Source organism: Streptomyces sp. NPDC059373 (assembly GCF_042751495.1).
Taxonomy (GTDB): Bacteria; Actinomycetota; Actinomycetes; order Streptomycetales; family Streptomycetaceae; genus Actinacidiphila.
The window spans coordinates 77414-104378 of record NZ_JBHYXC010000028.1 but is presented as its reverse complement, the minus strand read 5'-3'; the positions used below and the strand labels follow the sequence as shown (position 1 = coordinate 104378).

At 70.4% G+C, this 26965-nt stretch carries 17 protein-coding genes; 10 read left to right on the top strand and 7 right to left on the bottom strand.

The features are described from left to right. Positions 1 to 250: 250 nt before the first annotated feature. Positions 251 to 2896: an alpha-glucan family phosphorylase gene (gene glgP / locus ACFXJ5_RS29805; RefSeq protein ID WP_384637667.1), complete on the bottom strand. Its 2646-nt coding sequence runs from the start codon at positions 2894 to 2896 to the stop codon at positions 251 to 253. A 175-nt stretch (positions 2897 to 3071) separates the two neighbouring features. Here glgP and ACFXJ5_RS29800 point away from each other — a divergent pair, with 175 nt between their 5' ends. From ACFXJ5_RS29800 to glgB, 5 genes are all read left to right on the top strand, one after another. Beyond that, complete coding sequence (locus tag ACFXJ5_RS29800) at positions 3072 to 4289, top strand: S8 family peptidase (protein ID WP_384637664.1); 1218 nt, start codon at positions 3072 to 3074, stop codon at positions 4287 to 4289. Positions 4290 to 4641: 352 nt separating this feature from the next. Then, complete coding sequence (locus tag ACFXJ5_RS29795) at positions 4642 to 6639, top strand: alpha-1,4-glucan--maltose-1-phosphate maltosyltransferase (protein WP_384637662.1); 1998 nt, start codon at positions 4642 to 4644, stop codon at positions 6637 to 6639. Further along, positions 6636 to 8354: a maltose alpha-D-glucosyltransferase gene (treS, locus tag ACFXJ5_RS29790; protein ID WP_384637660.1), complete on the top strand. Its 1719-nt coding sequence runs from the start codon at positions 6636 to 6638 to the stop codon at positions 8352 to 8354. Before ACFXJ5_RS29795 ends, treS begins: the two co-directional genes overlap by 4 nt. A 233-nt stretch (positions 8355 to 8587) precedes the next feature. Further along, complete coding sequence (locus ACFXJ5_RS29785; RefSeq protein WP_384637657.1) at positions 8588 to 10027, top strand: maltokinase N-terminal cap-like domain-containing protein; 1440 nt, start codon at positions 8588 to 8590, stop codon at positions 10025 to 10027. Beyond that, positions 10024 to 12420 carry a 1,4-alpha-glucan branching enzyme gene (glgB, locus tag ACFXJ5_RS29780; RefSeq protein ID WP_384637654.1) on the top strand — a complete coding sequence of 799 codons (2397 nt, stop codon included), beginning with the start codon at positions 10024 to 10026 and terminating at the stop codon, positions 12418 to 12420. Before ACFXJ5_RS29785 ends, glgB begins: the two co-directional genes overlap by 4 nt. Positions 12421 to 12463: 43 nt before the next feature. On the opposite strand, the gene ACFXJ5_RS29775 is transcribed toward glgB, so the two are convergent. Together ACFXJ5_RS29775 and ACFXJ5_RS29770 are read right to left on the bottom strand one after the other, a co-directional pair. After that, a complete protein-coding gene (locus ACFXJ5_RS29775; RefSeq protein ID WP_384637651.1) occupies positions 12464 to 13102 on the bottom strand; it encodes a hypothetical protein in 639 nt (212 codons plus the stop codon). A gap of 402 nt (positions 13103 to 13504) precedes the next feature. Next, positions 13505 to 14671 (bottom strand): YncE family protein, encoded by a 1167-nt coding sequence (locus ACFXJ5_RS29770; protein ID WP_384637648.1) that lies wholly within the window; start codon positions 14669 to 14671, stop codon positions 13505 to 13507. A 249-nt stretch (positions 14672 to 14920) separates the two neighbouring features. Between ACFXJ5_RS29770 and ACFXJ5_RS29765 the strand changes: the two genes are divergently transcribed. Beyond that, positions 14921 to 15601, top strand: coding sequence for a helix-turn-helix domain-containing protein (locus ACFXJ5_RS29765; protein ID WP_384637645.1), 681 nt, complete (start codon positions 14921 to 14923; stop codon positions 15599 to 15601). Between the two features lie 207 nt (positions 15602 to 15808). Here the strand turns inward: ACFXJ5_RS29765 and ACFXJ5_RS29760 are convergent, their stop codons facing one another. Further along, a complete protein-coding gene (locus ACFXJ5_RS29760; protein WP_384637642.1) occupies positions 15809 to 17167 on the bottom strand; it encodes a cation:dicarboxylate symporter family transporter in 1359 nt (452 codons plus the stop codon). A 128-nt stretch (positions 17168 to 17295) separates the two neighbouring features. Here ACFXJ5_RS29760 and ACFXJ5_RS29755 point away from each other — a divergent pair, with 128 nt between their 5' ends. The 4 genes from ACFXJ5_RS29755 to ACFXJ5_RS29740 all read left to right on the top strand — a co-directional run bounded on the left by ACFXJ5_RS29755 (position 17296) and on the right by ACFXJ5_RS29740 (position 22031). Further along, complete coding sequence (locus ACFXJ5_RS29755; RefSeq protein ID WP_384637640.1) at positions 17296 to 18924, top strand: ATP-binding protein; 1629 nt, start codon at positions 17296 to 17298, stop codon at positions 18922 to 18924. Beyond that, positions 18921 to 19628, top strand: a complete 708-nt coding sequence (locus ACFXJ5_RS29750; RefSeq protein WP_384637638.1) for a response regulator — start codon at positions 18921 to 18923, stop codon at positions 19626 to 19628. Before ACFXJ5_RS29755 ends, ACFXJ5_RS29750 begins: the two co-directional genes overlap by 4 nt. A gap of 134 nt (positions 19629 to 19762) precedes the next feature. After that, positions 19763 to 20998, top strand: coding sequence for a glycosyl hydrolase family 8 (locus ACFXJ5_RS29745; RefSeq protein WP_384637635.1), 1236 nt, complete (start codon positions 19763 to 19765; stop codon positions 20996 to 20998). A gap of 10 nt (positions 20999 to 21008) precedes the next feature. Beyond that, positions 21009 to 22031 (top strand): chitinase, encoded by a 1023-nt coding sequence (locus ACFXJ5_RS29740; RefSeq protein WP_384637633.1) that lies wholly within the window; start codon positions 21009 to 21011, stop codon positions 22029 to 22031. Between the two features lie 66 nt (positions 22032 to 22097). On the opposite strand, the gene pyk is transcribed toward ACFXJ5_RS29740, so the two are convergent. The 3 genes from pyk to pta all read right to left on the bottom strand — a co-directional run bounded on the left by pyk (position 22098) and on the right by pta (position 26835). Next, positions 22098 to 23519 carry a pyruvate kinase gene (gene pyk, locus ACFXJ5_RS29735; protein ID WP_384637630.1) on the bottom strand — a complete coding sequence of 474 codons (1422 nt, stop codon included), beginning with the start codon at positions 23517 to 23519 and terminating at the stop codon, positions 22098 to 22100. 86 nt (positions 23520 to 23605) lie between these two features. Next, on the bottom strand, positions 23606 to 24754 hold the full coding sequence (locus tag ACFXJ5_RS29730) for an acetate kinase (RefSeq protein WP_384637627.1): 1149 nt from the start codon (positions 24752 to 24754) through the stop codon (positions 23606 to 23608). Continuing rightward, positions 24751 to 26835: a phosphate acetyltransferase gene (gene pta / locus ACFXJ5_RS29725; protein WP_384637624.1), complete on the bottom strand. Its 2085-nt coding sequence runs from the start codon at positions 26833 to 26835 to the stop codon at positions 24751 to 24753. Before pta ends, ACFXJ5_RS29730 begins: the two co-directional genes overlap by 4 nt. Positions 26836 to 26965 lie beyond the last annotated feature (130 nt).

Genomic DNA, 26965 nt, shown 5'->3' with positions numbered 1-26965 from the left:
CCCCCGGGTTGTGGGAGAACGTTCCGCAAGGCGAGCGAAGCGAGATGGGGGCACCTCCCAGACAGAGTCTGGGGGAGGGCTGGCACAACCCGGCCACGGACGCGAGGCCGCCCACGCACCCCCGGCCACCCACCGTCGTGGTACGCGCCCGTCGCCGGGTGCGGCCGGGTTGGGCCAGCCCGTCCCGCCTTGGGGGCACCTCCCAGCGTCTAGCTGGGGGAGACGGCCTACCCCCAACCCGGCCATTTAGTTAGCGCAGCAGCCCCGCCGTCATTCCCTCCGATTCCGCGGGGACCGCGATGAGCCCCGGCTCGGCGGACGTGGCGAGCGCGGCGTGGGTCGGAAGGACACGGACGGTGTAGCCGAAGGGGCCGGTGCGGTCGAGGGTGAGGGGCCCCTCGTAGTGCCAGCGGCCGTCGAGGTCGGGGCGGCCCGTCGCCTTGAGGGAGACGACGGCAGGATCGGCGATGCGGTCGGACTCGTCGACGCGGCCGGAGACCGCCTGGACGTCGACGTCACCCGGATCGAGCTCGCCCAGGGCGACCTGGACCCGCAGCGTGAGCGTCGAGCCGAGCTCCGGGGAGCCGCCCACCGCCCCCGCCTCGACGTGGTCGACGGAGACCCGGGGCCACTGCTCCCGCAGGCGCCGCTTCCACTCGGCCAGTTCCCGCGCCGCGTCCCCGCCGACCGCCCGGTGGGCCCGGGCCGCCGGCGCGTACAGCCGGGAGACGTACTCCCGGACCATCCGCCCCGCCAGGACCTTGGGTCCGAGGGTGGTCAGCGTGTGGCGGACCATCTCGATCCACCGCTCGGGCAGACCGTGGCCGTTGTGGTCGTAGAAGCGCGGTGCGACCTGGCCCTCGATGAGGTCGTAGAGCGCGGTGGCCTCGATGTCGTCCCGCCGGTCCGGGTCGTCCTCGGCGCGGAAGCCGTCGGCGGTCGGGATGGCCCAGCCGTTGTTGCCGTCGAACCACTCGTCCCACCAGCCGTCCAGGACGGACAGATTGAGACAGCCGTTCAGCGCGGCCTTCATCCCGGAGGTCCCGCACGCCTCGAGCGGGCGCAGCGGGTTGTTGAGCCAGACGTCGCACCCGGGATAGAGATGCTGGGCCATGGCCATGTCGTAGTCCGGCAGGAAGACGATCCGGTGCCGCACCCTCGGGTCGTCGGCGAACCGTACGAGCTCCTGTACGAGCCGCTTGCCGCCGTCGTCGGCCGGGTGCGCCTTGCCCGCGACGACGATCTGGATCGGCCGCTCGGGGTGGAGCAGCATCTCCATCAGCCGGTCCTGGTCCCGGAGCATCAGTGTGAGCCGCTTGTACGAGGGGACGCGCCGCGCGAAGCCGATGGTCAGGACGTCCGGGTCGAGGACGTTGTCGACCCAGCCCAGTTCGGCCTGTCCGGCGCCGCGCTGGCGCCATGAGGCTCGCACGCGGCGCCGTACGTCCTCGACGAGTTGCTCGCGCAGCACGCGCCGCAGCTCCCAGATCGCGGTGTCGGGGATGTCGGCGACGGACTCCCAGCGGTCGGACCGGCCGATCATCATGGCGTCCTCGGCGCGCTGGGTGCCGATCTGGCGGGCGCCGAGCCGGAAGACCTCGGGGGCGATCCAGGTGGGCGCGTGCACACCGTTCGTGATGGAGGTGATCGGCACCTCCTCGGGGTCGAAGCCGGGCCAGAGCCCGGCGAACATCCGCCGGCTGACGGCACCGTGAAGGGTCGAGACGCCGTTGGCCCGCTGGGCGAGCCGCAGTCCCATCACGGCCATGTTGAAGACGTTCGGGTCGCCGCCGGAGTACGTCTCCATGCCGAGTTCCAGCACCCGCTGGACGTCGACGCCGCCCAGCTCACCGCCGTCGCCGAGATGCCGGGCGACCAGCTCGCGGTCGAAGCGGTCGATGCCGGCCGGGACCGGCGTGTGGGTGGTGAAGACGGTGCCGGCCCGGACCGCCTCGAGCGCGGAGTCGAAGTCGCCGAGCCCGTCGGGGGCGTCGGCCTCGCTCAGCTCCCTTATACGTTCCAGGCCGAGGAAGCCCGCATGCCCCTCGTTCGTGTGAAAGACCTCGGGCGCGGCGTGCCCGGTGAGCCGGCAGTACGTCCGCACGGCCCGCACGCCGCCGATGCCGAGCAGCATCTCCTGCAACAGCCGGTGTTCGCTGCCGCCGCCGTAGAGCCGGTCGGTGACGTCACGCTCGTTGGGATGGTTCTCCTCGACGTCCGAGTCCAGCAGCAGCAGCGGTACGCGCCCGACCTGGGCCTTCCAGATGTGGGCGCGCAGCGAGCGGCCGCCGGGCAGGGCCAGGACGACGGAGGCGAGGGTGCCGTCCTCCTCCCGCAGCAGGGCGAGCGGCAGCTCGTTCGGATCCAGGACCGGGTACTGCTCCTGCTGCCAGCCCTCGCGGGAGAGCGACTGCCGGAAATAGCCGTGGCGGTAGAGCAGGCCGACGCCGATCAGGGGTACGCCCAGATCACTGGCGGCCTTGAGGTGATCGCCGGCCAGGATGCCGAGCCCGCCGGAGTACTGCGGCAGGGCGGCGGTGATCCCGAACTCGGGCGAGAAATAGGCGATGGCGGACGGGAGTTCGTCGGGCTCTTCGGCAGCGCCCTGGTACCAGCGGGGATTGGTGAGGTAGTCGCTCAGGTCCTCCGCCGCGGCGGCGAGCCGGCGCAGGAAGCGGCGGTCCTTGGCGAGGGCGCTCAGTCGCTCCTTGGAGACGGTCCCCAGCAGCCTTACCGGATCACCGGAAGCGGCCGGCCAGCCCTCGGGGTCGACGGACTGGAACAGCTCACGGGTCTCGGGGTGCCAGGACCAGCGCAGATTCTGCGCCAGCTCCTGAAGCGGGCGTAGAGGTTCGGGCAGGACAGTTCGCACGGTGAATCGACGAATAGCCTTCACATCTCGAAGGTAGCGGCAACCCTCCGCTTGATGGTGGCGCAACCACGGTCCGGACACCGTTCTCATCAATGGGTGGGCGTGGGTGATTTGGCCGATTACACCACCGTGAGCCCCTTGTGCGTGAAGTGTCCCGCACGAAATCCTTTGCGTGACGTCTGAGGAGGGGACTTTCGTCATGCCATTCCCACGCATCAGCAGCAGAAGGGAGCGGCGGCTCGGGGCCTGCGTGGCCGCCGCCGCGGCGGCCGTCGCGCTGTCCGCCGTGACCCTGCCCGCCCATGCCGCGGTCGTCGAAGGGCGAATACTCGGCGCCGGGTCGCCCGGATCCGTGACCAGCAGCTACATCGTCACCCTGAAGCAGGGCTCCGGGATCAAGGCGCCGTCGGTGGCCGGCAAGCAGCTCGCCGGCAGATACGGGGGCACGGTCGAACACGCGTACAGCAAAGTGCTCAACGGCTACGCGCTGAGGATCGGTGAGAGCCAGGCCAAGCGGCTCGCCGCCGACCCGGCGGTGGCCTCCGTCGCGCAGGACACCGAAGTGTCCCTGGACCACACCCAGATCGATCCGCCCTCCTGGGGCCTGGACCGGATCGACCAGCCGGCCCTGCCGCTGGACACGTCCTACAGCTGGCCCGCGACGGCCGGCGCGGGCGTGAAGGTCTACGTCATCGACACCGGCGTACGCATCAGTCACCAGGAGTTCGGCGGCCGTGCCTCGTACGGCTACGACTTCGTCGACAACGACACCACGGCCGATGACGAGAACGGCCACGGCACCCACGTGAGCGGCACCATCGCCGGCGAGACCTACGGTGTCGCCAAGCAGGCGGACATCGTCGCCGTCCGGGTCCTCGACGCGCAGGGCTCCGGCACCACCGCCCAGGTGATCGCCGGCATCGACTGGGTCACCCAGCACGCCCAGAAGCCGGCCGTCGCCAACATGTCGCTCGGCGGCCTGGCCAACAGCCAGCTCGACGCCGCCGTGCGCGGGGCCATCGCCTCCGGCGTGACCTTCGCGGTCGCGGCGGGCAACGACAGCCTCCCGGCCTCGCTGTATTCACCCGCCCGGGTCAAGGAGGCCCTGACCGTCGCGGCGAGCGACGCCACCGACGCCCAGGCGAGCTTCTCCAACTGGGGGGCGCGCGTCGACCTCTACGCGCCGGGCGTGGACATCACCTCATCGGTCAACACCAGCGACTCCGCGAAGGACACCTACTCCGGTACGTCCATGGCCACCCCGCATGTCGCGGGAGCCGCCGCCCTCTATCTGGCCGATCATCCGGCGGCGGCCCCGGCGGAGGTCGCCCAGGCCCTCACGGACGCCGCCGCCAAGGGCGTCGTCACCGGCGCCGGTCTCGGTACCCCGAACCGCCTTCTGCAGGTCACCGGGTGAGTCGGCCCGTTCAGGAGTGCCCCGGAAGGCGTCGTCTTCCGGGGTATTCACAGGGCATTTAGAACTTACGGCCCGGTACCCCTTCCCTCCGGGTATTCAGCCGTCATCCAATGGGCAGGCTCCCCCTTGCGCAGTGCGGCGCACACCTCCCTGCACATCTCTCTCGTCCCAGCCAACTCGCATCGGTCCACCCGAGTGAACGCGGACAGGAGCGGCCATGCCCGCCAGCACCCACCACGACATACCAGGGAAAAAGCAAGTAAAAAGGACTGAGGCACATCACCCGCTTCCGCCCCCGGCACCGCCACCAGCTGCATCCACCGCCCAACTTCCAGCGCAACCAGGTGAGCCAATGATCGGCCGTATCCCCGTCCTGGACATCCGCCCGCTCGTGGACTGCGGGCGCCGGCCCGCGAAAGCGGTGGTCGGCGAGACCTTCGAGGTGACCGCCACGGTCTTCCGCGAGGGCCATGACGCGGTCGCCGCCAACGTCGTGCTGCGGGATCCGTCCGGACGCAGCGGTCCCTGGACGCCGATGAGGGAGCTGGCGCCCGGCACGGACCGATGGGGGGCCGAGGTGACCCCCACCTCCGAAGGGCGCTGGACGTACACCGTGGAGGCGTGGAGCGATCCGATCGCCACCTGGCGGCACACCGCGGGCATCAAGATCCCGGCCGGGATCGACACCGACCTGGTGCTCGCCGAAGGCGCCGAACTGTTCGAACGCGCCGTCACCGGGGTGCCGAAGAAGAAGAACCGGGCGGTGATCGCGGCCGCTGTCGAAGCCCTGCGGGACGAGACGCGCCCGCCCTCGGCGCGCCACGCCGCCGCCAACGACCCCGAGGTCACCGCCCTCCTGGACCGCTACCCGCTCCGTGAGCTGGTCAGCTCCGCCCGGTCGGTCGCCCTCCAGGTGGAGCGGCAGCGGGCCCTCTTCGGCTCCTGGTACGAGTTCTTCCCCCGCTCGGAAGGCGCGGAGGTCGACCCGCTCGGCATCAGGCCACCGAAGTCCGGGACCTTCCGCACCGCCGCCGACCGGCTTCCGGCCGTCGCCGCGATGGACTTCGACGTGGTCTATCTGCCGCCCGTTCACCCGATCGGATCAGCCTTTCGCAAAGGACCCAACAATTCGCTGACCCCCGGCCCGCATGACGTCGGCTCACCCTGGGCGATCGGCTCCCCGGAGGGCGGGCACGACGCCATCCATCCGGACCTGGGCACCATCGAGGACTTCGACTTCTTCGTGGAGAGTGCCCGCGAGCTCGGCATGGAGATCGCCCTCGACTTCGCCCTCCAGTGCTCACCGGACCACCCGTGGGTGGCGAAGCATCCGGAGTGGTTCACGCACCGTGCCGACGGCTCGATCGCGTACGCCGAGAACCCTCCGAAGAAGTACCAGGACATCTACCCCATCGCCTTCGAGGCCGACTTCGCCGGCCTGGTGGCCGAGACCGAGCGCGTCCTGCGGTACTGGATGGACCACGGGGTACGGATCTTCCGGGTCGACAATCCGCACACCAAGCCGGTGGTCTTCTGGGAAAAAGTCATCGGCGACATCAACCGAACCGACCCGGACGTCATCTTCCTTGCCGAGGCGTTCACCCGGCCCGCGATGATGCACACGCTGGGGCAGATCGGCTTCCAGCAGTCGTACACATACTTCACTTGGCGCAACACGAAGGATGAACTCACGGAGTACCTCACCGAGCTGTCCGGGGAGGCGGCCGGCTACATGCGGCCGAACTTCTTCGTCAACACCCCGGACATCCTGCATGCCTATCTGCAGCACGGCGGCCGCCCCGCCTTCGAAGTGCGGGCCGTTCTCGCCGCGACCCTCGTCCCCTCCTGGGGGGTGTACGCGGGATTCGAGCTCTGCGAGTCCGTTCCCGTGCGCGAGGGCAGCGAGGAGTACCTACACTCGGAGAAGTACGAGCTCAGGCCCCGTGACTGGGCCGCGGCGGAGGCCGCGGGCCGTTCGCTGAGCCCGCTCATCACGGCTCTGAACCGGCTGCGACGCCGACACCCCGCGCTTCAGCAGCTCCGGAACCTGCGCTTCCACCCCGTGGACAACGACGCGGTGCTCGCGTTTTCGAAACGTTCCGGCGACGACGTCGTACTGGTGGTCGTCAACCTCGACCCCCACCACACCCACGAGGCAACCGTGTCGTTGAACATGCCGGAACTCGGCCTCGCCTGGCACGAGTCCATCCCGGTGCGCGACGAGCTCACCGGCGAGACCTACCAATGGGGCAGGGACAACTATGTGCGCCTGGAACCGGGCCGAGGGCCCGCGCCCGCGCACATCCTCTCTCTGCGACCTACTCCCGCGACTGGAGGGTCACCCACTTGATCGTCAACGAACCCGTCCCTGACACCTTCGAGGACACCCCCGCCAAGGACCGCGATCCCGACTGGTTCAAGCGGGCGGTTTTCTACGAGGTCCTCGTCCGCTCGTTCCAGGACAGCAACGGCGACGGCGTCGGAGATCTGAAGGGCATCACCGCCAAGCTCGACTACCTGCAATGGCTCGGGGTCGACTGCCTCTGGCTGCCCCCGTTCTTCGCCTCTCCGCTGCGCGACGGAGGCTACGACGTCTCCGACTACACGGCGGTGCTCCCGGAATTCGGCGACCTCGCCGACTTCGTGGAGTTCGTGGACGCCGCGCACCAGCGCGGAATGCGGGTGGTCATCGACTTCGTCATGAACCACACGAGCGACCAGCACGAGTGGTTCCAGCAGTCCCGATCCGATCCCGACGGCCCGTACGGCGACTACTACGTATGGGCGGACGACGACAAGCGCTACCAGGACGCGCGGATCATCTTCGTCGACACCGAGACCTCCAACTGGACCTTCGACCCGGTGCGCAAGCAGTACTACTGGCACCGCTTCTTCTCCCACCAGCCGGACCTCAACTACGAGAACCCGCGCGTGCAGGAGGAGATCCTCGCGGCGCTGAGATTCTGGCTGGACCTCGGCATCGACGGCTTCCGGCTGGACGCGGTCCCGTACCTCTACCAGGAGGAAGGCACCAACTGCGAGAACCTGCCGCGCACCCACGGCTTCCTGAAGCGGGTCCGCAAGGAGATCGACACCCACTACCCGGACACGGTGCTGCTGGCCGAGGCCAACCAGTGGCCGGAGGACGTCGTCGACTACTTCGGCGACTTCCGCAAGGGCGGCGACGAATGCCATATGGCCTTCCACTTCCCGGTCATGCCGCGCATCTTCATGGCAGTACGGCGGGAGTCCCGCTACCCGGTCTCGGAAATCCTGGCGAAGACGCCCGCGATCCCGGACGGCTGCCAGTGGGGCATCTTCCTGCGTAACCACGACGAGCTCACGCTCGAGATGGTCACGGACGAAGAGCGCGACTACATGTACGCCGAGTACGCCAAGGACCCGCGGATGCGGGCCAACATCGGCATCCGGCGCCGGCTCGCCCCCCTGCTGGAGAACGACCGGAACCAGATCGAGCTGTTCACCGCTCTGCTGCTGTCCCTGCCCGGCTCGCCGATCCTCTACTACGGCGACGAGATCGGCATGGGCGACAACATCTGGCTCGGCGACCGCGACGCGGTCCGTACGCCGATGCAGTGGACCCCGGACCGCAATGCCGGCTTCTCGTCCTCGGACCCCGGGCGGCTGTTTCTGCCGACGATCATGGACCCGGTCTACGGCTACCAAGTCACCAATGTGGAAGCCCAGATGAGCAGCCCGTCGTCGCTGCTGCACTGGACCCGGCGCATGGTCGAGATCCGCAAGCAGAATCCGGCCTTCGGGCTCGGCTCCTACACCGAGCTGCCGTCCACCAACCCGGCGGTCCTGGCGTTCCTCCGGGAGGCCCCCTCAGTTGAGGGACAGGGGGACGACCTGGTGCTGTGCGTGAACAACTTCTCGCGCTTCGCCCAGCCGACCGAGCTCGACCTGCACGCCTTCAACGGCCGGCATCCGGTCGAGTTGATCGGCGGGGTACGCTTCCCCGCCATCGGGGAGTGGCCCTACCTGCTGACACTGGCGGGACACGGCTTCTACTGGTTCCGGCTGCGCCGCGACGCGGCGTAATCCTTATGGCTTCGGCGGCTCTGCGCGGTTTTGCGCAGAGCCGCAGGGGCAGGCTCCACCGTGCCGGGCCTTCGCAGGATCTTTGTACGCCAACTGCACCACCTGCGCGGATGGCTTTCGTCCGACACGTTCCCCCCGTCGGTCGTCCCCCATCCCTCGCCCCTTCACTGAGGGGATCCAGCAGGCCCGGCCCTCCCGGCTCCCCGGCCCCCGGCTTCCGAGGAAAGGACGTCATGTCGGACACCTCGTGGCTTCGCTCCTCCGCAATCCCGACCGAACCGTTCGGTGCCGCCGCGTCGCAGGTCCCGGGCCTGCTGGAGGCGCTCACCCCTCTCTTGCGGGAGTGGCTGCCCCGGCAGCGGTGGTTCGCCGGGAAGGGCCGACCGATCACCGGGTTCGGGCTGGTGTCCGCGACCGAGCTGCTGCCGGGTGACGGCCGGATCGGCGCCCCGGGAATGCTGCACCTGCTGCTCGACGTCCACCAGCCGGACCAGCGCCCCGAGTGCTATCAGCTCGTCCTCGGCACCCGCCCGCTGCTCCCGCCGCCGCTCGCCCCCGCGTTGATCGGCCACGCCGTCGGCGGCCCGCTGGACGGGCTCACGATCTACGAGGCGCTGTACGACCCCCGGCTGGCCGGGGTACTGCTGGAGCGGCTGCGGGCCCCGGGCAGGGCCGGGGAGCTGCGCTTCGGCTGCGAGGAAGGGATCGAGATCCCGGCCGCGCTCCCGCCCAGGCTGTCCACGGCCGAGCAGTCCAACACGTCCGTCGTCTATGGCGATACGTTCATCCTGAAGCTCTTCCGCCGGGTGGCCCCCGGTCCCAACCCCGACCTGGAGCTGTCGCTGGCGCTGGGCCGGGCGGGCTCGCGGCGGGTGGCGGCGCCGGCGGCGTGGTTCGAGGCGGTGGGGGTGTACGAGGAGCCCGCGACGCTGGGGGTGTTGCAGAGGTATCTGCCCGGGTCGAAGGACGCCTGGGAACTGGCGCTCCGGGCGGTGGACGAGGGGGCCGACTTCGCCGGTGAGGCGGCCGCCCTGGGGCGGGCCACAGCAGAGGTGCACCTGGCGCTGGCGCGGACCATGCCGAAGGCGGTGCTGCGGCGGCCGCAGATCGCCGTGCTGGCGGCGGCCATGGCGGAGAGGCTGGACGCGACCGCACTGGCGGTCCCCGCGCTGCGGCCCTTCCGTACGCAACTGCGCACCGCCTTCCACGACCTGGCCGAGCTGGGAGACCGGGGCGTCGTACTGGCGGCCCAGCGGATCCACGGCGACCTGCACCTGGGCCAGGCGCTGCGCACGCCGGCGCAGGGCTGGGTCCTCATCGACTTCGAGGGCGAACCGGCCCGGCCGCTGGCCGAGCGGCGGCGGCCCGCACCGCCGGTGCAGGACGTGGCGGGCATGCTGCGGTCCTTCGACTACGCTGCCCGGCACCGCGACCCGACGGCCGCGGGGGCCGCGGACTGGGCCGACCGCAACCGGGCCGCCTTCTGCGCGGGCTACGCCGAGACCGCGGGCACCGATCCACGTGACGAACCGGTCGTCATACGGGCCTTCGAGACCGACAAGGCCGTCTACGAAGTGCTCTACGAGGCCCGGCACCGCCCTGCCTGGCTCCCCATCCCCATGTCTGCCGTCCAACGGCTCGCGCAATCCCCTCCAGGGAGGACCTCATCGTGACCGATCGCCTGCAACCCGGCCCCGGATCCCAGCCGGAAGCCGTCGCGCGCGGCTACGACCCCGCCGGGTCCGAGCGCCCGCCCGCCTCGGGCACCGCCCCGCGACCGGCCACCACCACCCCCCTGCCGGTACGGTCCGCCACCCCGGCCCCGGTCCCGGCGCCCACCGCCGAGGCCCAGAACCGTGGCGTACGGCCGGCGCCGCAGCTCGACCCCGGCGAGCGGCAGCGCCTGCTGGAGGGCGGCCACCACAACCCGCACGGGGTGCTGGGCGCGCACCCGGTGCCGGGCGGCGTGGTCTTCCGGGCCCTGCGCCCGTACGCACGGGGTGTCGCGGTCGCCGCCCAGGGGCTGGGGCTGCGGGCCGAGCTGCTCGACGAGGGCGACGGCCTGTTCGGCGCGGTGCTCCCGCTGCGGGACATCCCCGCGGACTACCGGCTGCTCGTGACGTACGACGACGGCGAGCACGAGGTCCACGACCCGTACCGCTTCCTGCCCGCCCTGGGCGAACTCGACCTGCACCTCATCAACGAGGGCCGCCACGAACAGCTCTGGCAGGCCCTCGGCGCCGAGCCCATGAGCCACGGCGGCGTCACCGGCACCCGCTTCACCGTCTGGGCGCCGAACGCGCGCGGCGTCCGGGTCGTGGGCGACTTCAACTACTGGGACGGCACCGGCTTCCCGATGCGCTCGCTCGGCTCCTCGGGGATCTGGGAGCTGTTCCTCCCCGAGGTCAAGGAGGGCGACCGCTACAAGTTCGAGATCACGACTCCGGCCGGCGAGCGGCGGTTGAAGGCCGACCCGATGGCCCGCCGCACCGAGGTCCCGCCCGCCACCGCCTCGATCGTCGCCGCCTCGCACCACGTGTGGCGGGACGAGGAGTGGCTCACCCGGCGCGGCCGCGTCCCGATCCACCAGGCCCCGCTCTCCGTCTACGAGGTCCACCTCACGTCCTGGCGGCCCGGGCTCTCGTACCGCGAGCTGGCCGAGCAACTCCCGGCGTACGTCAGCGATCTGGGCTTCACCCACGTCGAGCTGATGCCCGTCGCCGAGCACCCCTTCGGCGGCTCCTGGGGCTACCAGGTCACGTCCTACTACGCCCCGACCTCGCGCCTGGGCAGCCCGGACGACTTCAAGTACCTGGTCGACGCCCTCCACCGGGCCGGTATCGGCGTCATCATGGACTGGGTGCCCGCCCACTTCCCCAAGGACGACTGGGCGCTGGCCAACTTCGACGGCGCCCACTGCTACGAGCACGCCTTCCGGGGTGAACACCCGGACTGGGGGACGCTGGAGTTCGACTTCGGGCGCACCGAGGTCCGTAACTTCCTGGTGGCCAACGCCGTCTACTGGTGCGAGGAGTACCACATCGACGGCCTGCGGGTCGACGCCGTCGCCTCCATGCTCTACCTCGACTACTCGAGGGAGGCGGGCGAATGGGCGCCGAACGTGCACGGCGGGCGGGAGGATCTGGACGCCGTGGCCTTCCTCCAGGAGATGAACGCCACCGTCTACCGCCGCTGCCCCGGCGTCGTCACCATCGCCGAGGAGTCGACCGCCTGGGACGGCGTGACCCGGCCGACCCATCTGGTCGGCCCCACCGGCTTCGGCGGCCTCGGCTTCGGCCTGAAGTGGAACATGGGCTGGATGCACGACTCCCTGGAGTACGTGCAGCACGAGCCCATCCACCGCAAGTACCACCACCACGAGATGACCTTCTCGATGGTCTACGCGTACAGCGAGAACTACGTCCTGCCGATCTCCCATGACGAGGTCGTCCACGGCAAGGGCGCCCTGGTCAGCAAGATGCCCGGCGACTGGTGGCAGCAGCGCGCCACCCACCGCGCCTACCTCGGCTACATGTGGGCGCACCCGGGCAAGCAACTCCTCTTCATGGGCCAGGAGTTCGCCCAGGGCGCCGAGTGGTCCCACGACCACGGCCCCGACTGGTGGCTGCTCGACCCGACCTACTCGGCCGCCGCCGACCACCGCGGCGTACGCGACCTCGTCCGCGACCTGAACCACGTCTACGGCGAGACCCCCGCGCTGTGGCAGCTCGACACCTCACCCGAAGGCTTCGCCTGGCTCGACGGCGAGGCCGCCGAGGACAACGTCTTCTCCTTCGTGCGGTACGCCGCCTCCGGCGACCCGCTCATCGCCGTCAGCAACTTCTCCCCCGTCGTCCGCCACGGCTACCGCGTCGGCGTCCCCGACACCGGCTCCACCGCCGACGCCTGGCGCGAGGTCCTCAACACCGACTCCGCCCAGTACGGCGGCAGCGGCGTCACCAACCCCGACCCCCTCAAGGCCGAACCCCACCCCTGGCACGGCCGCCCCCTCAGCATCCAGCTCACGCTTCCGCCGCTGGCCACGGTCTGGCTGCGGCCGGCCTAGGGCTTCTCTTTTGGATCAGCGTGCGGAGGGGGCAGGCGGCCGGTCAGGAGCGGGGGCCGCTCCCGTCGTGGTAGCCGAGTTCGAGGTAGCTGGTGCGGGTGCTCCAGGAGCCGAGGTCGGGCGTGTTGGCCAGGACGTCGTGCCAGGGCTGGGCGCCGGGAGCGGCCGCCTCGCCGGAACCCGCCTTACCGGAAGGGTCCCCCTCGTCGTGCGCGGGCAGCGGATAGCCGGGGCGCCCGGCCCAGAGCCGCACTCCCGACCGCGCCTCGGACTCGCGGACCGGCTCCCACAAGCCCACCGCGAACATGCCGGCGAGCTGGTGCATGGCGATGAAGCTCGCTACGCCGCCCTCGGGGTCCGTGCGGTCCGGGCGCTCGGTGAGGGCGTGCCACAGGATGTACATGTTCGGCAGCCGCACCTCGGGCTGGAAGCGGTACACGAGCCGCTCCAGCCTGATCGAGCCGATGCGCGGCAGCTGTACCCGGGTGAGCGGGACGACCTCGCGCTCGCCGCCGGTCCAGGTCAGCCTCTCGTTGCGGCCCATGTAGCCGGGCTCGCTGAAGACCGTGACGTGGAGGCGTTCCCTGCGATCAGGCCGGCGGTTGTGCAGCAGGCCCGCGCCGGCGACGGCGCCGCCCACGGAGGCCAGGCCCGCCAGGAGGATTCTGCTCTTGCGCTTCATCGGGACGCGGCACCTCTCTTCCGGCGGGACGGGCGCCTCCATCATGCGCCACCGACGGCCCGTTGATCTACCGTCAGGCCCGATGCCGAGAAGGACCTCCATGGGCCCCCGCATCCCGCCGCCCGCGCCGCTGCCCGGCCCAACTCAGCTAGCCGGTTCGGACGTTCCCCACGCAGGAGGAGGTACGCGCCGGGACGCGACTCGGGCGCTTCTTTCAGATCGTCGGATCGTTGGTTCGGTGTGCCGTTGACTGATGTGCAGTGGGCGCGGAGAGAACCGTTGCTGCCGGACCGGACCCCCAGGCGGGGCGGGCGGTGGCGGGACCACCGTGTAGTGATCGATGCGATCGCGTGGAACAGAAAGAGGGGTGCGCAGGACGGCATCCCGCGCACCCCCAGGACGCTACGGCGCCGTGAGCCCGCTCAGCGCGGACTCGTCGACCTTGCCGAGGCGTTCGCGCTGCGGGAAGTCGCCGACGTCCACGCGGGCGACCTCCTTGGCGGTGCGGTAGTCGATCACGGAGACCTGGTCCAGGTTGCTGAGGGTCACCAGGCAGTAGTTGCCGTCGGCCGAGGTGGTGGCCCAGTAGGGCAGGGCGTCGGTGGGGTAGTTGACGAAGCCGTCGGTGGTCAGTGCGGGGCGGGAGATGACGGCGGTGTAGTCGTCGATGGTGCCGACGTCGCAGAGCTTGGTCCTGGCGCCGTTGAAGGCCATGCCGTGGTGCGCGGAGTTCTGGGGGTAGTCGTCGGGACTGAGCGCGGCGGCCTTGTCACTGAAGGGCATGTGCACGGTGTTGACGATCTTGCCCGTGGTGAGGTCGTACTCGACGAAGCCGTTGAGGTAGGAGAGCTGCGCGTACATGGTCGTCTCGTCCGGGGTGATGACGGCCGGGCGGACCCCGTAGTCGAAGGTGTAGGTCTTGACGACCTTCAGGGTGGCGGCGTCGACCACGGTGACGGCCTTGGTGCCCTTGAGGAAGTTGAGGGCCTGGGGGAAGGAAGTGACGCCGATGCTCATGTTGTAGATGTGCTTGCCGTCGGCGGAGTACATGTTCTCGTGCGGGTACGAGCCCGTGGCGAACTCGCCCACCACGGCGCCCGTGGCGGTGTCGAGCACCTGGGCCTTGGACGAGGCGATGGCGGAGACGATGAAGCGGGTGCCGTCCGGGGAGAGGGCGGCGTGGTCCGCCTTGGAGCCCGCGATGTCGGTGCGCCAGAGCTCCTTGCCGGTGGCGACGTCGAAGGCGGCGGCGTCGCCGAGGGTGCCACGGGAGACGTAGACCGTGCGGCCGTCGGGGGAGAGATGGGCGTCGTCGACGTAGTGCTCGCCCTGGGTCTGGTTCACGATGATGTCGTGGAGGGTCTTGCGGAAGATGTCCCAGCTGTCGAAGAGCGCCTGCTTGTCGGGGATGACGTTGATCGAGCCGAGGTTCTCGAAGGTGTGGCCGTCGAGGAGGGTGACCGTGCCGTCGGAGCTGTTGCCGACCAGCACGACGTCGCGCAGGGAGCCGCTGTCGGCGGCCGCAACCGGGGCCAGGCCGGCCAGCAGGAGGCTCAACGCCGCCAGCACGGTGGCCAGTAATCCTGTCCGGCGCCCTCGTCCGCGCCCGCTTCTGCCGCGTATGTCCATGGGACTGTCCCTTCATCCGCACCCTTGAGCATGAAAGAGCCATGACAAGGCGAGCTCATTGCAGGGATACTGTGCCACGAGAGGGTTACCGACGGTAAGACCATCCTCCGAGAACAGCGTCCGGTTTCGGCCACCAGTTCGTTGGAACGTACGACGTGGCTACCCATCGGTCGCCCCTAGCCTGAGGCGATGTCAACCCCCTCCCCCACCCCGCCGTTCGCCCGGGTCGCCGCCCGGCGACTGCGGGAGCAGCTGGGCATGGCCCACGGCCACGTCACCCACGCCATGCGGGCGTCGTACGGCCTGCTGGTGGAGCCGGAGACCCTCGCGGCCTGGGAGCGCGGGACGGAGTCGCCCAGCGGGCGTGAAATACAGGCGCTGGCAGGGGCGTTGTGGTGCGACCCGGCCGACCTGCTGGGCGCGCCGGGCACGCTGCTGGAACACCGCTGGGTGCGCGGCCTCGCCGCCTCCGACCTGGCCAGGATGACCGGGGTACCGCTCAAGGAGTACGAGCGTATGGAGCGGCGCAACCAGTGGTCCGGCACCTCCCCCCAGACCGCCGCCCTGCGTGCCGCACTCGGGCTGTCCCCGCCGGAGCTGCTACGGCTGACCGGGCAGGGCGAGCGGCTCGCCGAGCTGCTGCGGGACGCGGCGAGCACCCGCTGGCAGGCGTACGTACGCCAGGTCTCCGCCATCGCGCCGGTCCCCCGGCACCGAATCGAGAACGCGCTGGAGCGGCTGCACACCGAATACCAGGCCCTGATCGTCGCCACGCTGAGCTGGGGCGGCGGCTCGGCCGAGGACCGTAAGCGGGGCACGGACTTCCTCGACACGGTGACCGACCGCTTCTGGGCGGCGGTCGCCGATTGACGTTCTTGCCGACTCGGCAAGAACCTTTGCGAACCGCCGGCGGCCGGGCTCCCCACCACGCGCGTGGACACGACGTACGGTGCCGGGTCGCGGGGGGCGGCGGGGGCCCGTTCGCAGTGAGCAGAGGGGGGACCGCTCCGCGGGGGGGCTGTTCCCCCGCCGCGCGCTGCCCGCGACCCGGCCGCCGGACAGGCCCTAGTGGGGTCGTCAGGCGGGGACGGCCTCCTTCGGCGGCGCCGCGGGCTCGGCCGGGACGGGGGCGGCATCGACGAGGGTGGTCTCGTCGAAGGGCAGTTCGCCGGCAAAGACCCGCTGGGCCCGGTCGCGGTCGAACTCGCCGGTCCAGGTACCGATCAGCACCGTGGCCACCGCGTTGCCGGCGAAGTTCGTGAGGGCCCGGGCCTCGCTCATGAAGCGGTCGATGCCGATGATGAAGCCGACGCCGTCGACCAGGGCGGGGCGGTGCGACTGGAGACCGCTCGCGAGGACGGCGACACCGGAGCCGGAGACGCCGGCGGCGCCCTTGGAGGCGATCATCATGAAGAGCAGCAGGGAGATCTGCTGGCCGATGGCCAGCGGCTGGCCCATGGCGTCGGCGATGAAGAGCGAGGCCATGGTCAGGTAGATCATGGTGCCGTCGAGGTTGAAGGAGTAGCCGGTCGGCACGGTGATGCCGACGACCGGGCGGCCGACACCGAGGTGCTCCATCTTGGCGATGAGGCGCGGCAGCGCCGAGTCCGAGGACGAGGTGGACAGGATCAGCAGGAACTCACGGCCCAGGTACCTGAGCAGCTGGAACAGGTTGACCTTGGCCACCAGCCGCAGCAGCGTGCCCAGCACCAGCACCACGAAGAGCGCGCAGGTGATGTAGAAGCCCAGCATGATCGTGCCGAGGGCCTTGAGGGCGTCGACGCCCGTCTCGCCGACCACGGCGGCCATCGCGCCGAAGGCGCCGACCGGGGCGGCCCACATGATCATGGACAGGATGCGGAAGACCAGCTTCTGCAGGTGACCGATACCGCGCAGCACCGGCTCACCGGCCGTGCCCAGCGCCTGCAGGGCGAAGCCGACGAGCAGCGCGACGAGCAGGGTCTGCAGCACCTGGCCCTCGGTGAAGGCCGACACGAGGGTGGTCGGGATGATGCCGAGCACGAAGTCGACGGGGCCCTCGGTGATGGTCGCCGCCTGGGTGTGGCCGACGGCCTTCGCGGCGGCGTCCAGGTGGAGGCCGGCACCGGGGTGCAGGATGTTGCCGACGACCAGGCCGATGCCGAGCGCGACGAAGGACATCACGACGAAGTAGCCGAGCGCGAGGCCACCGAGCTTGCCGACCTTGGCCGCGCTGCGGATCGAACCGACACCGAGCACGATGGTGCAGAAGATGATCGGCGAGATCATCATCTTGATCAGTGACACGAACCCGGTGCCGAGCGGCTTGAGTTCCTTGGCCACACCGGGTGCGGCAAGTCCGAGCACGATGCCGGCGACCACGGCCACGATCACGGCGATGTACAGGTAGTGGGTGCGGTCTCTGCGACGGCCCCGGTCCTCGACGGCTGACACCATTGTCTCCTTCTGTCCCGGCGTCATCCCAACGCCTTCTGGTGGACACATCCCGGTGACTATGCGCGCCCTCGTGACCCAGGTCACGTTTGCGTACATTGAGTTCGCGCCAGGGCATGCACACTGGTGGCATGCCGCGCGTGCCGTTCTCCCGCCGTAACCCGTCACGCCCGCGCAGCCTGGCCGGGCAGCTCTTCGCGATGCAGGTCGTGATCGTGGCCGCCGTGGTCGCCGGCTGCGCGGTGCTCGCGTACGTCAACGCCCACAGCCGGGCCGAGGACGCCGCCCGCGGCCAGGTCGTGGCGGCTGCGGTGGCGGTCGCCGACTCACCCGCCGTGGTGCGGGCGGCACGCTCCGCCCACCCCAGCGCGACCCTGGAGCCGTACGCCGAGAAGGTCCGCAAGGACACCGGTGTGGCGTTCGTCACGATCATGGACCCGCAGGGCATCCGCTGGACCCACCCGGACAAGTCGCTGATCGGCAAGCACTTCCTCGGCCACATCGCCCAGGCGCAGCGCGGCGAGACCTTCACGGAGACGTACACCGGCACCCTCGGGCCCTCCGTGCGCGTCGTGACCCCGGTGAAGGACGGCGGGAAGATCACGGCGCTGGTCAGCGTCGGGATAACGGTCGACACGATCAGCCACCAGGTACGCGGCCAGCTCACGGCGCTGGTCGGCGTCGCGCTCGCCGCGCTGGCGATCGGCGGCCTGGGCACGTACGTCGCCAACCGGCGGCTGCGGCGCCACACGCACGGCATGGCCGCGACCGAGCTGAGCCGGATGTACGACTACCACCAGGCGACCCTGCACGCGGTCCGCGAGGGCCTGGTGCTGCTGGACGCCGACCGCAGGGTCGCACTGTGCAACGACGCCGCCCGGGAACTGCTGGGCCTGCCCGAGGATGTGGTCGGCCGGTACGTGGACCAGCTCGGCCTGCCCACATCGCTGACCGGGGCCATGCTGGCCGCCGAGCCGCGCGTGGACGAGGTGCATCTGACGGCGGAGCGGGTCGTGGTGGTCAACACCTCGCCGGTGCGCGGCGGTGAGCGCCGGGGGACCGTGGTGACCCTGCGCGACCATACGGATCTGCAGGCGCTGACCGGGGAGCTGGACTCCGTACGCGGCTTCGCGGAGGCGCTGCGCTCGCAGGCGCACGAGGCGTCCAACCGTTTGCACACCGTCGTCTCGCTCATCGAACTGGGCCGGGCGGCCGAGGCCGTCGACTTCGCCACCGCCGAACTGGAGCTGGCCCAGGCCCTCACCGACCAGGTCGTCGCGGCCGTCGGCGAACCGGTGCTCGCCGCGCTGCTGCTCGGCAAGGCGGCGGAGGCCAGCGAGCGGGGCGTCGAGCTGACGGTCACCGAGGACAGCTCGATCGACGACGGCGTGCTGCCGGCCGAACTCGCCGCCCGGGACCTCGTCACGGTGCTGGGCAACCTCATCGACAACGCCATCGACGCGGCCATCGACGGCTCCGCCGGCAACGGCACCCGGCCCCGCGTGGAGGTCACCGCCCGCGTCGACGGCGGCGAACTGCTGCTGCGGGTCGCCGACTCGGGGCACGGCGTCGACCCGGCGACGATCCGCGAGGTCTTCCGGCGCGGCTGGACCACGAAGAGCGAGGGCCACGGGCTGGGCCTCGCCCTCGTCGAGCAGGCGGCGCGCCGGGCCGGCGGCACGGTCGGGCTGGAGCGGGCGGCAGCCGGGGGCGCCGAGTTCACCGTACGGTTGCCTCTGCATCTGGAGGTCCGCGCATGAGCAGCAGCGTGAGGGTACTGGTCGTCGAGGACGATCCCGTCGCCGCCGACGCACACCGTCTGTACGTCGAGCGGCTTCCGGGCTTCGAGGTCGCCGCCGTCGTCCACACCGGCGGCGCGGCGCTCCGTTTTCTGGAGAGGGAGCCGGTCGACCTCATCCTGCTCGACCTCAACCTCCCTGACGGACACGGCCTCCAGGTCGTCCGCAAGATGCGGGCGGCCGGGCACACGGCCGACGTCGTCGCGGTGACCTCGGCCCGCGACCTGGGGGTTATACGGCAGGCCGTGTCGGTGGGCGTCGTCCAGTATCTGCTGAAGCCGTTCACCTTTCCCTCCCTACGGGACCGGCTGCAGCGCTGGGCCCGCTACCGCAACGAGCTGGCCGGCGGCGAGGCTTCCGGCCAGGACGAGGTCGACCGGGCGCTCGCCGCGCTCCGCAGCCCCGAGGCGGTGCTCCCGAAGGGCCTCAGCGGGCCGACCCTGGAGGCGATCACCGTCGCCCTGCGGGACGCCTCCGACACCGGCGAGGGCATCTCCGCCAACGCAGCCGCCCAGGCCGTCGGCGTCTCCCGCATCACCGCCCGCCGCTACCTGGAGCACCTCGTCGACAGCGGCCGCGCCGTCCGCAGCCCCCAGTACGGCCAAGTCGGCCGCCCGGAGCTCTGCTACCGCTGGTCCGGAAGCGCTCGGCGCAAACAACAGTAAACTTTCCTAACCAACGTCTTGTCGCGGGCATGGCGGGTCATTAGCGTTTCTCAGCACAGCGCAGCGCGCCGCATTGCGCGCCGCGCGGCTTCACGCGCTCATCCACTCATCCACCGTTCAGGCATGGAGGCCTGATGAGACGTCATGCCCTGATACCCGCAAGCCTCGCCCTCGCCGGAGGGGTCTGGCTGGCCGCCGCGCTGCCGGGCAGCGCCTCGGCCGCGACACCCACCGTCCCCTTCGGGAGCCATCAAGTCCCGTACGCAGCAGGCACCTTGACGCCCACCGGCGATCAGTCGGCCCTCGATGCGAAGGTCGTGGACTACTACAAGAAGTGGAAGTCGTACTTCGTCACGCAGAACTGCGGAAACGGCTGGTACGAGGTCTACTCCCCGGACGCCGACCACCCCTACGTCGCGGAGGCCCAGGGCTACGGCCTGGTGATCACCGCCACCATGGCAGGCGCGGACGCCGACGCGAAGAAGATCTTCGACGGCATCCTGAAGTTCGTCCTGGCCCACCCGTCCGTCAACAACTCCGGCCTCCAGGCGGCGGAGCAGGACACCGGCTGCAAGAGCGTCAACGGCTCGGACTCCGCGACCGACGGCGACCTCGACCTCGCGTACGGACTGCTGCTCGCCGACCGGCAGTGGGGCAGCGACGGGACGTACGACTACAAGGCGCTCGCCGTGAAGCGGATCAACGCCGTCAAGGCGAGCGAGCTGCACCCGTCCACCCACCTCCTCAAGCTCGGGGACTGGTCCTCCGGGAGCTACGACAGGATCAGCCGCACGTCGGACTGGATGCCGGACCACTTCAAGGCCTTCAAGAAGGCGACCGGCGACACCACGTGGGACACCGTCCTCGACAAGACCCAGCAGGTCACCGCCGACCTCCAGGCGCAGTACGCCCCGAACACCGGGCTGCTTCCGGACTTCGTGGTGAACACCACCACGACCCCGAAGCCGGCCGCCGGCGAGGTCCTGGAGGACCCCCACGACGGCGACTACAACTGGAACGCCTGCCGCGACCCGTGGCGCCTGGGCACCGACGCCGCGCTCTACGGGGACAGCAGGTCAAAGGCGGCGGCCGGCAGGCTCAACGCCTGGATCAAGGCGAAGACCGGCGGCAACGCCTCCAAGATCACGTCCGGCTACACGCTCGGCGGCACGGCGTACGGCTCCACGGGCGAGCCCGCCTTCTTCGCGCCCTTCGCCGTGGCGGCCATGAACGACAGCGGGAGCCAGGCCTGGCTGGACGCGCTGTGGAAGCAGATGCTCGCGACCAGCCCGAGCTCGTCGGACTACTACTCCACCAGCGTCCAGCTCCAGTCGATGCTCGTCGTCACCCACAACTACCTGACTCCGTAAGGGACTTCACATGCGCATCCCCCACAAGCGCCTCGCCCTCGCCGCCGCCTCCGGGCTCGCCACCACCGCCGTCCTCGCAGCCACCGCCCAGGCCGTGCCCGCCCAGGCCTCCGCCGCGCAGGCCTCCCCCGCGCAGGCGGCGGCGCTGCCCAGCGGTCTGGCCGCGCCCTACCTCTACCTCGGCTGGGGCAACCCGCCGTCCGCCACGTCCGTGATGTCGGCCACCGGCATCCAGCAGTTCACGATGGCGTTCATCCTCTCCGACGGCACCTGCAACCCCAAGTGGGACGGCAGCCGCGCCCTCACCGGCGGCACGGACCAGTCGACGATCAAGGCGATACGCAACGCCGGAGGCGACGTCACCGTCTCCTTCGGCGGCTGGAGCGGCGACAAGCTCGGCGAGAAGTGTTCCTCGGCCTCGAAGCTGGCGGCCGCGTACCAGAAGGTCATCGACGCCTACGCCCTCACGTCGATCGACGTCGACATCGAGTCGACCGAGTTCGAGAGCGCGACCGTACGGCAGCGGGTGATCGACGCCCTCAAGACCGTCAAGACCAACAACCCCGGTCTCAAGGCCTACCTCACCTTCGGCACCACGACCACCGGCCCGGACTCCGACGGTCAGGACCTCATCAAGCGCGGCGCCGCCAAGGGGCTGGACCTCGACGGCTGGTCGGTCATGCCCTTCGACTACGACCAGGGCGCCGTCGACATGGCCGCGACCACCAAGACGGCCGTCAACGGCCTCAAGGACGACGTGGCGGCCGCCTACGGGCTCTCCTCCGACGCCGCCTACCGCAAGGTCGGGTTCTCGTCCATGAACGGCATCACCGACGTCGCGGGCGAGACGGTCACCCTCGCGAACTTCAAGTCCATGCTCGGCTACGCCAAGAGCCACCACCTCGCCCGGGTCAGCTTCTGGTCCGTCAACCGCGACCGCGCCTGCGGCTCCGGCACCGACGCCGACTCGTGCAGCGGGATCATCCAGGGGACGTACGACTTCACCAAGGCCCTGGCCGGCTACACCGGCTGAGGCCGAGGAAACGGCTGAGGGCGCCGGTCCACCACGGGATCGGCGCCCTCAGCGACGGACAACGCGTCAGACACCCTCGCCGAGGTGGATCACGCGGACCATGTTGGTGGTGCCCGGGATGCCGGGCGGGGAGCCGGCCGTGATGATCACGGTGTCGCCCTCGCCGTACTCCTGGAGCTTGAGCATCTCGGCCTCGCAGATCCGGACCATCTCGTCGGTGGTCTGGACGTGCGGCACCACGATGGTCTGGACGCCCCAGGTCAGCGCGAGCTGGCTGCGGGTCGACTCGTCCGTGGTGAAGGCCACCACCGGCTGCGGGACGCGGTAGCGGGCCAGGCGGCGGGCGGTGTCACCGGACTGGGTGAAGGCGACCAGGGCCTTGCCGTCCAGGTAGTCGCACAGCTCGGCGGCGGCACGGGCGACGGCGCCGGACTGCGTGCGGGGCTTGCGGCCGTTGAGCGGCCAGAGGCCCTGCTTGAGCAGCTCGACCTCGGCGGCCTCGACGATGCGGGACATCGTCTTGACGGTCTCGATCGGGTACTTGCCGACGCTGGACTCGGCGGAGAGCATGACCGCGTCCGCGCCGTCCAGGATGGCGTTGGCGACGTCGGAGGCCTCGGCGCGGGTGGGGCGCGAGGAGTTGATCATGGACTCCATCATCTGGGTCGCCACGATCACCGGCTTGGCGTTGCGGCGGCACAGCTCGATCAGGCGCTTCTGGACGACCGGCACCTTCTCCAGCGGGTATTCGACGGCGAGGTCGCCACGGGCGACCATGACCGAGTCGAAGGCCGCGACGACGTCCTCCATGTTGTCGACCGCCTGCGGCTTCTCGACCTTGGCGCAGACCGGGATCCGGCGGCCCTCCTCGTCCATCACCTTGTGGACGGGGCGGACGTCGGAGGCGTCCCGGACGAAGCTCAGCGCGACCATGTCGACGCCCAGGCGCAGCGCGAAGCGCAGGTCCTCGATGTCCTTGTCGGACAGCGCGGGGACGTTGACGGCGGTGCCGGGCAGGTTGATGCCCTTGTGGTCGGAGATGACCCCGCCCTCGACGACGAGACAGCGCACGCGGACGCCGTCGACCTCGATGACGCGCAGGGCGACGTTGCCGTCGTTGATCAGCACCGGGTCGCCGGCGCTGACATCGCCGGGCAGGCCCTTGTAGGTGGTGCCGCAGATGGTCTTGTCACCGGGGACGTCCTCGGTGGTGATGGTGAACTCGTCACCCGCGACGAGTTCGACCGGTCCGTCGGCGAAGGTCTCCAGACGGATCTTGGGGCCCTGCAGGTCGGCCAGCACACCGATCGCACGCCCGGTCTCCTCCGAGACCTTGCGCACCCGGTGGTAGCGCTCCTCGTGCTCGGCGTGGCTGCCGTGGCTGAAGTTGAAGCGGGCCACATTCATGCCGGCCTCGACCAGTGCCTTCAACTGGTCGTAGGAGTCAACGGCGGGACCCAGGGTGCAGACGATTTTCGCTCGGCGCATGAAGACGATCCTATCGGGTTTGTTCCGCTCCGGAATAATTCCTGTGCGGGCTGTGCGGGCATTCGGTGCGGACGGCGGGCCATAGATTAGAGGGTGACCAGCGAGTACGCCTCCTGTGCGATCTGCAGTTCCTCGTCCGTCGGTACGACAGCCACCGCCACCCGGCTGCCCTGAGCCGAGATCAGGCGCGCCGCACTGCCTCGTACGGCATTGCGTACCGCATCGACCTCGATCCCGAGCAGACCCATGTCGCGCAGCGCGGCCTCGCGCACCGCGGCGGAGTTCTCGCCGACCCCGGCGGTGAAGGTGACGGCGTCGACCCGGCCCAGGACCGCGGTGTAGGCGCCGACGTACTTGCGCAACCGGTGGACGTAGATGTCGAAGGCGAGCTGAGCTGCCTCGTCGCCCTCGGCCATCCGACGGCCGATCTCACGCATGTCGTTGTCGCCGCACAGCCCGAGCAGGCCGCTCTTCTTGTTGAGCAACGCGTCCACCTCGTCCGGGGTCATTCCCGCCGACCGCTGGAGGTGCAGCGGCACGGCCGGGTCGATGTCACCCGAACGCGTACCCATGACCAGGCCCTCAAGCGGAGTCAGACCCATCGAAGTGTCCACGCACACGCCACCGCGTACGGCGGACGCGGAGGCGCCGTTGCCGAGGTGCAGCACGATGACGTTCACCTCGGACGGGTCCTTGCCCAGCAGGCGGGCGGTGGCCCGGGAGACGTACGCGTGGGAGGTGCCGTGGAAGCCGTAGCGGCGGATGTGGTGGGCGTCGGCGAGGTCCCGGTCGATGGCGTAGCGGTACGCGGTCTCCGGCATGGTGGCGTGGAAGGCGGTGTCGAAGACCGCGACCTGCGGCAGGTCGGGGCGCAGCTCGCGGACCGCCCGGATGCCGGTGATGTTCGCCGGGTTGTGCAGCGGGGCGAGCGGCACCAGCGCCTCGATCGCCGTCAGCACCTCGTCGGTGACCAGGGTCGGCTCGGTGAAGCGGGTGCCGCCGTGCACCACCCGGTGCCCGACCGCCGCCAGCTCCGGCGAGTCCAGCCCGAAGCCCTGCGCCGCCAGGTCGTCGCCCACCTGCTTGAGCGCGGTCGCATGGTCGGCGGCCCCGCCCTCCTCGCCGATCCGCTCGACCTGGCCCGCCGCCGGGCGGCTGCCGTCGGCCATGTCGACGATCTGGTACTTCACCGACGACGAGCCGGAGTTGAGGACGAGCACGCGGGTCGCGGTCACTGGGCGGTCTCTCCCTGGGCCTGGATGGCGGTGATGGCCACCGTGTTCACGATGTCGGAGACCAGCGCGCCGCGCGAGAGGTCGTTGACCGGCTTGCGGAGGCCCTGCAGGACCGGCCCGACGGCGACGGCGTTGGCCGAGCGCTGGACGGCCTTGTAGGTGTTGTTGCCGGTGTTGAGGTCGGGGAAGATCAGGACGGTGGCCTGGCCGGCGACCCGGGAGTCGGGGAGCTTGGTGGCGGCGACACCGGCGTCGACGGCCGCGTCGTACTGGATCGGGCCCTCGGCCAGCAGGTCCGGGCGCCGCTCGTGCACCAGCTCGGTGGCCTTGCGGACCTTGTCGACGTCCGCGCCCGAGCCGGACGTGCCGGTCGAGTACGAGAGCATCGCGAGCCGGGGCTCGACCCCGAACTGGGCGGCCGTGGCGGCCGACTGGATGGCGATGTCGGCCAGTTGCTCGGCGTCGGGGTCCGGGTTGACCGCGCAGTCGCCGTAGACGAGGACCTTGTCGGCCAGGCACATGAAGAAGACCGACGAGACGATCGCGGCCCCCGGTGAGGTCTTGATGATCTCGAAGGCGGGACGGATCGTCGCCGCCGTGGAGTGCACCGCACCCGAGACCATGCCGTCGGCCAGGCCCTGCTGCACCATCAGCGTGCCGAAGTACGAGACATCGGAGACGACGTCGTGGGCCAGCTCGTACGAGACGCCCCGGTGGGCCCGCAGCTTGGCGTACAGCCCGGCGAAGCCCTCCCGCAGCGGGGAGGTCTGCGGGTCGATGACCTCGCAGGCGGGGACGTCGAGGTTGATGCCCAGCTCGGCGGCGCGCTTGCGGACCAGGTCCTGGTCGCCGAGGAGCACGAGGTCACAGACGTTGCGGCGCAGCAGCACCTCGGCGGCGCGCAGGATGCGCTCCTCGGTGCCTTCGGGGAGGACGATGCGGCGGCGGTCGGAGCGGGCCCGCTCGATGAGTTCGTGCTCGAACATCATCGGGGTGACGCGCTCGCTGCGGACGACCGACAGCCGCTGCAGCAGCTCGGCGGTGTCGACGTGGTTCTCGAAGAGGCCGAGCGCGGTCTCGGCCTTGCGCGGGGTGGCGGCGCCGAGCTTGCCCTCCATGGCGAACAGCTCGGAGGCGGTGAGGAAGCTGCCGGTCGGCACCGAGATGACCGGGGTGCCCGGGGCGAGCCGGGCGGCCAGGGCCATGATCTCGGGGCCGGGGCGCTCGTCGAGGGTGAGCAGGATGCCGGCGATGGGCGGCGCGCCGGCGGAGTGGGCGGCCAGCGAGCCGATGATGAGGTCCGCGCGGTCGCCGGGGGTGATCACCATGCAGCCGGGGGTCAGGGCCTTGATGAAGGTCGGCAGCATCGCGCCGCCGAAGACGAAGTCCATCACGTCCCGCGACAGCCCGGAGTGGTCGCCGAGCAGCACCTCCGCCTCCAGCGCACCGGCGATCTGCGCCACGGTGGGCGCCGAGAGCGCCGGCTCGTCGGGCAGGACGTACGCGGGCACCGGCAGCCGGCGGCTCAGCTGCCGTTCGGCGTCGGCGGCGGCGTCGCGGGGGACGCGGTTGGCGATCACGGCGACGATGTCGCAGCCGAGGTTCTTGTAGGCGAGGTGCGCGTTGCGGACCTCGTCGGCGACGGACTCGGCGGTCTGGTCGCGGCCGCCGACCACCGGAAGGACGGAGGCGCCGAACTCGTTGGCCAGGCGGGCGTTGATGCCCAGCTCGCCGGGGAGGTTGGTCTCCTCGAAGTCCGAGCCGAGGACGAGGACCGCCTCGTAGTCGCGGGCGACGTCGTGGAAGCGGTCGACGAGGCGGGATATCAGCGCGTCGCGGCCCTGTTCGGCCTGGAGGGCGGCGGCCTCCGCGTAGAGCATTCCGCAGGCGGTACGCGGGTCCTGGGAGAGGCGGTAGCGGCTGCGCAGCAGGTCGAACATGCGGTCGGGTACGTCGTGCAGCAGTGGACGGAAGACGCCGACCCGGTCCACCTGCCGGGTCAGCAGTTCCATGACCCCCAGCTCGACGACCTGCCGGCCGTCACCTCGGCCGATGCCGGTTACGTACACGCTGCGCGTCACGCAGTGTCTCCGATCCCTGTGTCGCGTCTGACGATCTCCGGTACTCCACTCGGAAGAGTGGCTTTATCCCCTTGACAATAGCGTCAGGGCCACATAAAGCGCCCACCGGGTCGGGGGCTGGACATGCGCG